The 8,495-nt window shown below is 63.7% G+C and carries 10 protein-coding genes and 1 tRNA gene; 8 read left to right on the forward strand and 3 right to left on the reverse strand.

Annotation, left to right across the window (positions count from 1 at the left end; translation table 11 throughout):
• The 3 genes from VIM61_13050 to VIM61_13060 form a co-directional block, all read right to left on the reverse strand.
• Window positions 1-236, reverse strand: a 236-nt coding sequence (locus tag VIM61_13050; GenBank protein HEY8901333.1) for a hypothetical protein, incomplete at its 3' end; no start/stop codon positions are given.
• A 19-nt stretch (window positions 237-255) separates the two neighbouring features.
• The gene (locus tag VIM61_13055; GenBank protein ID HEY8901334.1) at window positions 256-1,245 is read right to left on the reverse strand and encodes a KpsF/GutQ family sugar-phosphate isomerase; all 990 of its coding nucleotides are present in this window, start codon (window positions 1,243-1,245) and stop codon (window positions 256-258) included.
• A gap of 324 nt (window positions 1,246-1,569) precedes the next feature.
• Window positions 1,570-1,650: transfer RNA gene (locus VIM61_13060), tRNA-Leu, on the reverse strand.
• 143 nt (window positions 1,651-1,793) lie between these two features.
• On the opposite strand from VIM61_13060, the gene rplU reads away from it, so the two are divergent.
• The 8 genes from rplU to glmM form a co-directional block, all read left to right on the forward strand.
• The gene (gene rplU, locus VIM61_13065; protein HEY8901335.1) at window positions 1,794-2,105 is read left to right on the forward strand and encodes a 50S ribosomal protein L21; all 312 of its coding nucleotides are present in this window, start codon (window positions 1,794-1,796) and stop codon (window positions 2,103-2,105) included.
• 9 nt (window positions 2,106-2,114) lie between these two features.
• Window positions 2,115-2,375 (forward strand): 50S ribosomal protein L27, encoded by a 261-nt coding sequence (gene rpmA / locus VIM61_13070; protein ID HEY8901336.1) that lies wholly within the window; start codon window positions 2,115-2,117, stop codon window positions 2,373-2,375.
• A gap of 139 nt (window positions 2,376-2,514) precedes the next feature.
• Window positions 2,515-3,747, forward strand: coding sequence for a thymidine phosphorylase (locus VIM61_13075; GenBank protein ID HEY8901337.1), 1,233 nt, complete (start codon window positions 2,515-2,517; stop codon window positions 3,745-3,747).
• A 50-nt stretch (window positions 3,748-3,797) separates the two neighbouring features.
• Window positions 3,798-4,448 (forward strand): hypothetical protein, encoded by a 651-nt coding sequence (locus VIM61_13080; protein ID HEY8901338.1) that lies wholly within the window; start codon window positions 3,798-3,800, stop codon window positions 4,446-4,448.
• A 50-nt stretch (window positions 4,449-4,498) separates the two neighbouring features.
• A complete protein-coding gene (gene hisD, locus VIM61_13085) occupies window positions 4,499-5,806 on the forward strand; it encodes a histidinol dehydrogenase (protein ID HEY8901339.1) in 1,308 nt (435 codons plus the stop codon).
• Between the two features lie 56 nt (window positions 5,807-5,862).
• Entirely contained in the window at window positions 5,863-6,654 is a 792-nt protein-coding gene (gene folP / locus VIM61_13090; protein HEY8901340.1) for a dihydropteroate synthase, read from the forward strand.
• Entirely contained in the window at window positions 6,651-7,454 is an 804-nt protein-coding gene (gene cdaA, locus VIM61_13095; protein ID HEY8901341.1) for a diadenylate cyclase CdaA, read from the forward strand. Before folP ends, cdaA begins: the two co-directional genes overlap by 4 nt.
• Before the next feature lie 114 nt (window positions 7,455-7,568).
• On the forward strand, window positions 7,569-8,495 hold a 927-nt coding region (gene glmM / locus VIM61_13100), incomplete at its 3' end, for a phosphoglucosamine mutase (protein HEY8901342.1).

Genomic DNA, 8,495 nt, shown 5'->3' on the forward strand with positions numbered 1-8,495 from the left:
AAAAGCCCCGCCCCGCCGAAGACCATGAGAAACGGCCAGTCGCCGTAACGACTCACCGCTCCCTGCACCCGGGCGGCCTCGCTCTTCTTCCAGCCCTTGCCCTGGGCGGCCACGATCTGCTGCCGCGCCCATCCATCGAAATGAAAAGCCGTCGCCGTGAGAATCCCCGCGCCCGCCAACAGCGCAATGACAAGGAACACGCGCACGGCGGGTGATTTTTCGGTAGCGGCGGACATCGGCAGAAAGTTCTCGTGCTTACAGCAGGCGATGCCGGGAAAGATCCTGCACGTCGATCACGCCCGCCACGCGCGAGCCCTCCACCACCACGATTTCGTCCACCTGATGGGCACGCAGCAGCGCCAGCGCTTCCACGGCCAGCGCATCCTTCGCGATCTGCACCGGTCGCTGCGTCATGTGCTTGCCCACGGGTTCGTCGGCGATGTCAGTGGATTGATTGAACAGGCGCGCAAAGTCGCCATGCGTAAAAATGCCTCCGAGCTGCCCGTCGGCGGATTCGATGACGGCCGCCCCGTTCTTGCCCGCGCTCATTTTGCGCAGGACCGTCCGCACCGTCTCGTCCGCGGCGACGAGCGTGATCCGTTCCCGCCCGCGCATCACGTCCGTGACCTGGGTGAGCAGCGCGCGACCGAGACTTCCGCTCGGATGATAGCGCGAGAAATCCTCCCGACTCATCCCCTTTGCCTCGAGCACGACCATCGCCAGCGCATCGCCCAGCGCAAGCATCGCCGTGGTGCTCGACGTCGGCGCCAGATTCAGCGGACAGGCCTCCTTCTCGACGGCCACGTTCAGCGTCACCGTGCTCAGCCGGGCCAGAGTGGAATCCGGCACTCCGGTGATTCCCAAAATCTCGACATTGAACCGGCGAAGCACGGAAAGCGTCTTCAGCAATTCCTCGGTCTCGCCGCCGTAACTCAGCGCGATCACCACGTCGCCATCCTCGACGACGCCCACATCGCCGTGCAGCGCGTTCAGGGCATTCAGCACCACGCACACGCACCCCGTGCTCGCGAAGGTCGCCGCGATCTTGTCCCCGATCTGCCCGGACTTGCCGACGCCGATGACAATAATCTTCCCGCCGCGAGCAATGCCGCCGAGCAGCAGGCGCACTCCGCGCACGAATTCCGCGCCCAACCGGCCTTTCAGCTTTTCCAGCTCCTCGATCTCGATAGCCAGCACCTGTCCGGCCCGTTCCAGAATCGCTTCGTCGGTAAGAGGTAACAGCATCGTAAGAAAATCGGAGACGCCCGAAGGAATCGCCCGCCAGCGTTATCGGCGCAACGAACCCCGGCAAGAAAATTACCCTGATGGACGAAGCCCGTCCGTGGCGCCCCAAAGAAATTCATTGCATTTTGCCGCACTTGTGGGATCGTCGAACCTGTTCTGGGGGGAACAGCAGGCCGTCGTGGCATTCGTCGCGGCGGCCTGCATTTTTTATGTCCCCGATTCTTCTGCCGCCTGAAGGCGTTCGCATTCTTCCGAAATCCGGGCGCGAGCGAGCCGTTTTAGGAGAATCGTTGAAAATCCAAGGCCGGAATCGGCCGGGAAAAATGCTCGGGGGGGGACTTGAACCCCCATGCCTTGCGGCATGCGCCCCTCAAACGCACGTGTCTGCCATTTCACCACCCGAGCTTAAGTGGAACGCGCGGAGATTTCTCGCCTCGCGTGAAAGGAGGGGCAGTGTCTCACGAAACTTTCCGGGCGCAAGAAAGAAATTTCGCTTGAACCAAATTCCTTTCGCTGTCACTTTCCCCGGTTCTCACAAGGCATTTTTTATGGCATACGCAATTGTTCAAACCGGCGGCAAGCAATACCGCGTCGCAGAAGGCGACTTGATCGACGTGGAAAAGCTCGATCTGGAAGCCGGCAAGGATGCCGTCCTCGATGTTCTCTTTTTCGCGGACGGTGACAAGGTTCAGTTCGGCTCTCCCCTTCTCGCGGGCGCCTCGGTCACGGCCGAAGTCGTCGAGCAGCACAAGGGCGAGAAAGTCATCGCTTACAAATACAAGCGCCGCAAGGGCTATCACCGCACCGTCGGTCATCGCCGCCAGCTCACGAAGCTCAAGATCAAATCCATCTCCATCTAATTACCCGCCATGGCACATAAAAAAGGACAGGGCAGCGTCAAGAACGGACGCGATAGCACGAGCAAGCGCCTCGGCGTGAAGAAGTTCGGCGGAGAATCCGTCGTCGCCGGCAACATCATCATCCGCCAGCGCGGCACGAAGTTCATCCCCGGCCGCAACGTCGGTCTGGGCCGCGACTACACGATCTGGGCGCTCGCCGATGGTCAGGTCAAATTCGACCGCGCCGGCCGCCGCGTGAACGTGGAGACCGCTCCCGTCGCCGCCGCCTGATTATTTTCAACCGCCTTCGGCGTTCGTAGCAGACGTCGAGGGTTGTTTCGTTCGACCCCCGCCTTTCGAGGCGGGGGTTTTTGTTTTGCCCGGACTTCCCGCTTTTCAGGAACCGGGTTTCGCCGTTTTGTAGGCGGCCATGCATGTGCCGCAATGGATCGAGCGCAAACGGGACGGCGGAGAGCTGAGCCCCGCGGAAATTTCCGCACTCATCGAGCAATTCACGGCGGGGAACGTGCCCGATTACCAGATGGCTGCCTTCGCGATGACGGTCTTCTTTCGCGGAATGACTGCGGCAGAAACGGCGGCCCTCACCGCGGCGATGCGTGACAGCGGCCGCGTCTTCCGCTGGCCGGCGAACACGCCCCCGAAGGTCGACAAGCACTCGACGGGCGGCATCGGTGATAAGGTCTCCCTGATTCTCGCTCCGCTGCTCGCCTGTGAGGGGTTCTGGGTGCCGATGGTTTCCGGACGTGGTCTGGGAATCACCGGCGGCACGCTTGACAAGCTGGAGGCGATTCCCGGCTTCGAGGTGCAGGTTTCCGAGGCGGAGGGATTGCGCCAGCTCGAGCGAATCGGGGTCTTCATGGCGGGACAGACGGCCGATTTTTGCCCGGCCGACAAAAAACTTTACGCCCTGCGCGACGTCACCGGCACGGTGCCCTCTCCCGCGCTGATCATTGCGAGCATCATGTCGAAGAAGCTCGCCGAATCGCTCGACCGCCTTGTGCTCGACGTGAAGTTCGGCTCCGGCGCCTTCATGAAAACGCGGGCCGAGGCGGAAGCCCTCGGCGCGGGCCTCGCGGCGGCGGGCAACGAGAATGGCGTCGTCACGACCCTGCGCCTCAATCCCATGGACGAACCCCTCGGCGGCACGGTGGGCAACGCGCTCGAAGTTTTTGAATCCGTCGAGACCCTCCAGGGCCGCGGGCCAGCCGATTTGCTCGAGACCACGCTCGATCTTTGCGCGACGGTTTCCGATCGCCCCGCCGAAGTCTTTGCGCGTCATTTAGAAACCGGCGCCGCCTGGGAACGCTTCGTCGCTTTGGTGGAGGCGCAGAAGGGCGACGCTGGCGCCCTGGAACGCATGCTCGAAGTGCACGCCGCCCCGATTATCGAAACCCTCGAAGCCGCCACCGCAGGCCGGATCGTTCGCTTCGACGCCGGCACAATCGGTCGCGCCAGTGTCCAGCTCGGAGCCGGGCGGCAACAATCCACGGACGCCGTGGATTTCGCGGTCGGATTCAGCGATATCCGCAAGGTCGGAGAATCCGTCGAAAAGGGCGCCCCGCTTTTGAAAATCCATGCCCGCACCGCAGAAGCCTGCGCTCGGGCCCATGAGGCCGTGCAGAACGCGATCGAAATCGCATGAGGGCGCTGCCTTTGGCGCTCGGGACCATTTTCGCGGCAGCTTTGCTTCCGTTGGCCGCCGCTGAGGCTCCGTTGCTGTCGATCCTGAAGGATCGCGACTCCCTTCAAAACGTGCCGTTTCCCGAGGTCATCGAACTGACGACCGGTCACCAGGTTCTTCCGGTAGATAAAAAGGCGCGGGCCGGTCTGCTTCTGGAGCTCGGCACCGCCTTCGATGCCACGATTCGCGCCCTCAACACCCCCTCGCACCCGATTCACACCGCCGGGCGGATCAATGAAGCCAGTCGCTTCCTCGAGGACGAGTTGCGGCGCCAGCTGAATGCCATTCCCGGGTGGACATGCAAAATTCCTCGCACCGAGATGGATCGCGAACAGCGCTCCGGCTACCCCGATCTGCGCGTCGAGACCCGCAACGGCACGGTATTCTTTCTCGATCCGAAACTCTACGCGCGCGGCAGCCGGGCCAGCTCGCTTCGCACATTTTACTACGAGCCAAAGGCCCTCACCGGCAAGATCCACGAAGACGCGATGCACCTGCTCCTCGGGATCGAGCACTCCGGCGCCGACGCGCGTCATCTGCGCCTCCAGAAATGGGAACTCGTGGACCTCTCGGGATTGAAGGTGCAGCTCAAGGCGGAGTTCCAGGCCAGCAACCGCGACGTGTATTCGGACCGCACGGTGATTGCGCATTCGCAGGAATGACTCCAACGAGACTTTGAAGCGCGCGGGCTTTGCGCTTAGATACGGGCGACATGCGCATCGTTCGTTGTTCGGAAAAGGGATACGAAAAGAAAATCCGCCCGCTTGATCGCCGCTCCGCTCCCGAGCCGGCCGTGCAGGCGACTGTGACCGAGGTCTTCGCCGCCATTGCGAAGGACGGCGACCGCGCATTGCTGCATTACACCGAGAAATTCGGCGGGCCGAAGCTCACTCCCCGGAAGCTCCGCGTGAGCGAGGCCGAGATCGAATCCGCCGTCGCGGCCCTTCCTGCCAAGGTCCGCCGGGCGATCCTCGCCGCGCGCACGAACGTCGCGGCGTTTGCGAAGGCGAGCCTCCGCGAAAGCTGGTTCACCGAGAACAAGCAGGGCGTCTTCGTCGGCGAGCGTTTCGATCCCTTTCAACGCGTCGGCATCTACGTTCCCGGCGGCACCGCCCCGCTCGTCTCGACCGCCATCATGACCTGCACGCTGGCTCAAACCGCCGAGGTCCCCGAGATCGTGGCCGTGACGCCGGCCGCGAAAGACGGCGCCGTCCAGCCGGCTCTGCTCGCGGCCCTGCATCTCTGCGGCGCGACGGAAATTTATCGGGTCGGTGGGGCCCAGGCCATCGCGGCGCTCGCCCTTGGCACGAAGACAATTGCCCCGGCGGCGAAGCTTTTCGGCCCCGGTAATGCCTACGTCGTCGAGGCCAAGCGCCAGGCTGTCGGCCTCTGCGCGATCGACCTCCTGCCCGGACCGAGCGAAGTGCTCGTCATTGCCGACGAAGCCGCGAATCCCGAATGGATTGCCGCTGATTTGCTCGCCCAGTCGGAGCACGGCCACGGCAGCATTGCGATCCTGCTGACGCCGTCGGCGGAGCTGATCGACGCTGTCACGACGGCGGTCGACCGTCAGACCGCGCAATCCGCCCGTCCCGAGCACCTGAAGGAAGCCCTCGCCAATGCGCTGCTCGTTCAGGTGCGCGATCTCGACGAGGCCATCGATCTGGCCAATGCCTTCGCGTCGGAGCACGTCTCCGTCGCTACGCGGAAGCCCGGCGAGATCGCTCGCGAGCTCGTCACTTCCGGCGCGATCTTCCTCGGAGGCATTTCCCCCGTGGTGGGCGGCGATTTCCTCGCCGGACCAAGCCACGAACTACCCACCGGCGGCGCCGGGAAGTCGTTCGCGGGCCTCACCGTGGATCAGTTCCAGCGGCGCACGAGCATCGTGCGATTCGACGAAGAATCGCTCCGCAAATCGCTGCCCTATCTGGAAACGTTCAGCGAAATCGAGGGTCTCGACGCGCACGGACGCTCGGCATCCATCCGCGTTCCGAAGATCGCCCCGAGAAAGCGCAAGTAATGCCGATCTGGCGGACACGGCGGCGGACACTCGATTTGTCGCGACACGGCGCGATCATGGGCGTGCTTAACGTCACGCCCGACTCGTTTTCCGACGGCGGCGCCTTCGTGGATCCGGATCGGGCCTGCGCCCATGCGCTTGCCATGGCTGAGGAGGGCGCCGACATCATCGACGTCGGCGGCGAATCCACCCGCCCCGGCGCCGAACCGGTCGGCGAATCCGAGGAGCTCGCGCGGGTGCTGCCGGTCATCGAACGTCTCCGGGCGGCGTCCGACGTCCTGATCTCGATCGACACCTGCAAGGCCTCGGTCGCGGCGGCGGCAATTGCCGCCGGAGCGGACATCATCAACGACATCACCGCGCTGGCCGGTGATCCCGGAATGCTCGAGGCCGCCCGGGAAAGCGATGCCGGCGTCGTCCTCATGCACATGCGAGGAACTCCGCGCACGATGCAGATCGCGCCCGTTTACGACGATGTCGTCGCCGAAGTCCGGGAATTTCTTAGACAGCGATTTGACGCGGCAGTAGCCTCGGGCATCGACCCCGCACAGATAGCCTTGGACCCCGGAATCGGCTTCGGCAAAACGCCCGAGCACAATCACGCCCTTCTCCGATGCTGCGATGCCTTTGCCATCGCGGGACGCCCGGTGCTCATCGGAGCCTCGCGCAAATCCTTCCTGGGTCGGACCTTGGGGACGAATGATCCCCGGCACCGCTTCTGGCCGGGCGTCGCCCTCACCAGCCTTTGCCGGGAACGCGGCGCGCGAATTTTCCGGGTGCACGATCCCCGCCCGCATCACGAAGCGATGCGAATGACCGAGGCCATTCTCGACGGAGTGCCAGCATGACGGAGCCGATCTGGGACCTTATCCGCGAGAACTGGACCGCGCCGATCGAGATCATCATTCTCGCGATCGCCCTCTACTACATTTACACCTACCTCGAAGGCACCCGCGGCGCGCGCATCCTCATCGGCCTGGGACTGATCGTTCTCACGTTCACCCTCATCTCGACGCTGCTGAATCTCGTCGTCATCAGCTGGCTGCTCCGCAGCTTCTCGCTCTTTTTCATCATCGCGCTCGTCGTGATTTTCCAGCCGGAGCTCCGCCGCGCCCTCACCGAACTCGGCAGCCATCGCTTCTTCGGCTCCGCCTTTGAGAATCGCGAGACGATCGAGGAAGTCACCGACACTGTCTTCGAGCTGGCCGGCAAGGGTTTCGGCGCCCTCATTGCCATCGAGCGCGAGATCAACCTCCGCACCATCGCCGAGACCGGTGTGATCATCGATTGCGACTATTCCAAGGAGCTGGTGCTCACGATCTTCCAGCCGAAGACCGTGCTGCACGACGGCGGCCTCATTCTTTCCGGCGATCGGATGATCGCGGCCGGCTGCATCTTCCCGCTCACGCAACGAGAGGATCTCGACCGAAACCTCGGCCTGCGCCATCGCGCCGGGCTCGGTCTCAGCGAGGAATCCGACGCCCTGGCGATCGTCGTGAGCGAGGAGACCGGCCAGGTCTCGATCTGCCATAACGGCCTCATCGAACGGGACCTCGGCGTGGAAAAATTTCGCCACCGCCTCAGCCAGCTTTTACTTTTGGAGAAGTATGACGATCGCCCAGAGACTGACCCACCGCTGGAGGCCTAAGCTCGCCTGCCTGCTGCTCGCCTCCGGCCTGTGGTGGGTGATCAAGCAGAACGTCAAGCAGACCCCTGTCAGCAAACCCTGGCCCGATCCCGCCGCAGCTACCCAATCCCGCAGATGACCGATTCCCGTAAACTCTTTGGCACCGATGGCGTCCGTGGCGTCGCCAATATCGAGCCCGTCACCGCCGAAACCGCGCTCAAGCTCGGCCGCGCCGCCGCTCATATTTTCAGCAGCAATGGCGGCCCCTACGGTCGTCGCGACGGCGTCCGGCCCAAGATCGTCCTCGGCAAGGACACCCGTCTCTCCGGCTACATGCTCGAGAATGCCATGGTCGCCGGGATCACGTCGCTCGGCGTTGACGTTCTGCTGATCGGTCCGCTGCCCACTCCCGGCGTTGCCTACATCACGAGGTCGCTGCGGGCCGACGCCGGCATCGTGCTCAGCGCGTCGCACAACCCTTACGAAGACAACGGCATCAAGTTCTTCCGGCACGACGGCTACAAGCTCGACGACTCCATCGAGGCGCGGATCGAGGAGTTAGTCTTCAGCGGCGAAATCGAGAATATCCGCCCGACCGCCGGCAGGATCGGTCGTGCCGCCCGCATCGACGACGCCCTCGGCCGCTACGTCGAGCACGCAAAGCGCAGCTTCCCGCGGGGAATGACGCTCGAATCGCTGCGCATCGCGGTGGATTGCGCCAATGGCGCCGCCTACAAGTCGACGCCGTGCATTCTTCGCGAACTGGGCGCGGACCTCGTCGTCGCCCACAACGCCCCGTCCGGCACGAACATCAACGCCAACTGCGGCAGCACCTACCCGTCCGAAATCGAGCGCCTCGTGCGCGAGAGCGGTGCCCAGGTCGGAATCACCCACGATGGCGACGCAGATCGCGCGCTCCTCTGCGACGAGAACGGCGAACTCGTCGACGGCGACGAAATTCTGGCGATTGCCGCGATCGAAAATCTCCGGCGTGGCCGACTGGCGGGCGACACCCTGGTCGCCACCGTCATGAGCAATTTCGGCCTCGACGAGGCCCTCGAG

Source organism: Chthoniobacterales bacterium (assembly GCA_036569045.1).
GTDB lineage: Bacteria > Verrucomicrobiota > Verrucomicrobiia > Chthoniobacterales > JAATET01 > JAATET01.

Coding starts and splice junctions, on each gene's coding strand:
- VIM61_13055 (HEY8901334.1), bottom strand. CDS start 1,245: ATGCTGTTACCTCTTACCGACGAAGCGATTCTGGAACGGGCCGGACAG.
- rplU (HEY8901335.1), top strand. CDS start 1,794: ATGGCATACGCAATTGTTCAAACCGGCGGCAAGCAATACCGCGTCGCA.
- rpmA (HEY8901336.1), top strand. CDS start 2,115: ATGGCACATAAAAAAGGACAGGGCAGCGTCAAGAACGGACGCGATAGC.
- VIM61_13075 (HEY8901337.1), top strand. CDS start 2,515: ATGCATGTGCCGCAATGGATCGAGCGCAAACGGGACGGCGGAGAGCTG.
- hisD (HEY8901339.1), top strand. CDS start 4,499: ATGCGCATCGTTCGTTGTTCGGAAAAGGGATACGAAAAGAAAATCCGC.
- folP (HEY8901340.1), top strand. CDS start 5,863: ATGGGCGTGCTTAACGTCACGCCCGACTCGTTTTCCGACGGCGGCGCC.
- cdaA (HEY8901341.1), top strand. CDS start 6,651: ATGACGGAGCCGATCTGGGACCTTATCCGCGAGAACTGGACCGCGCCG.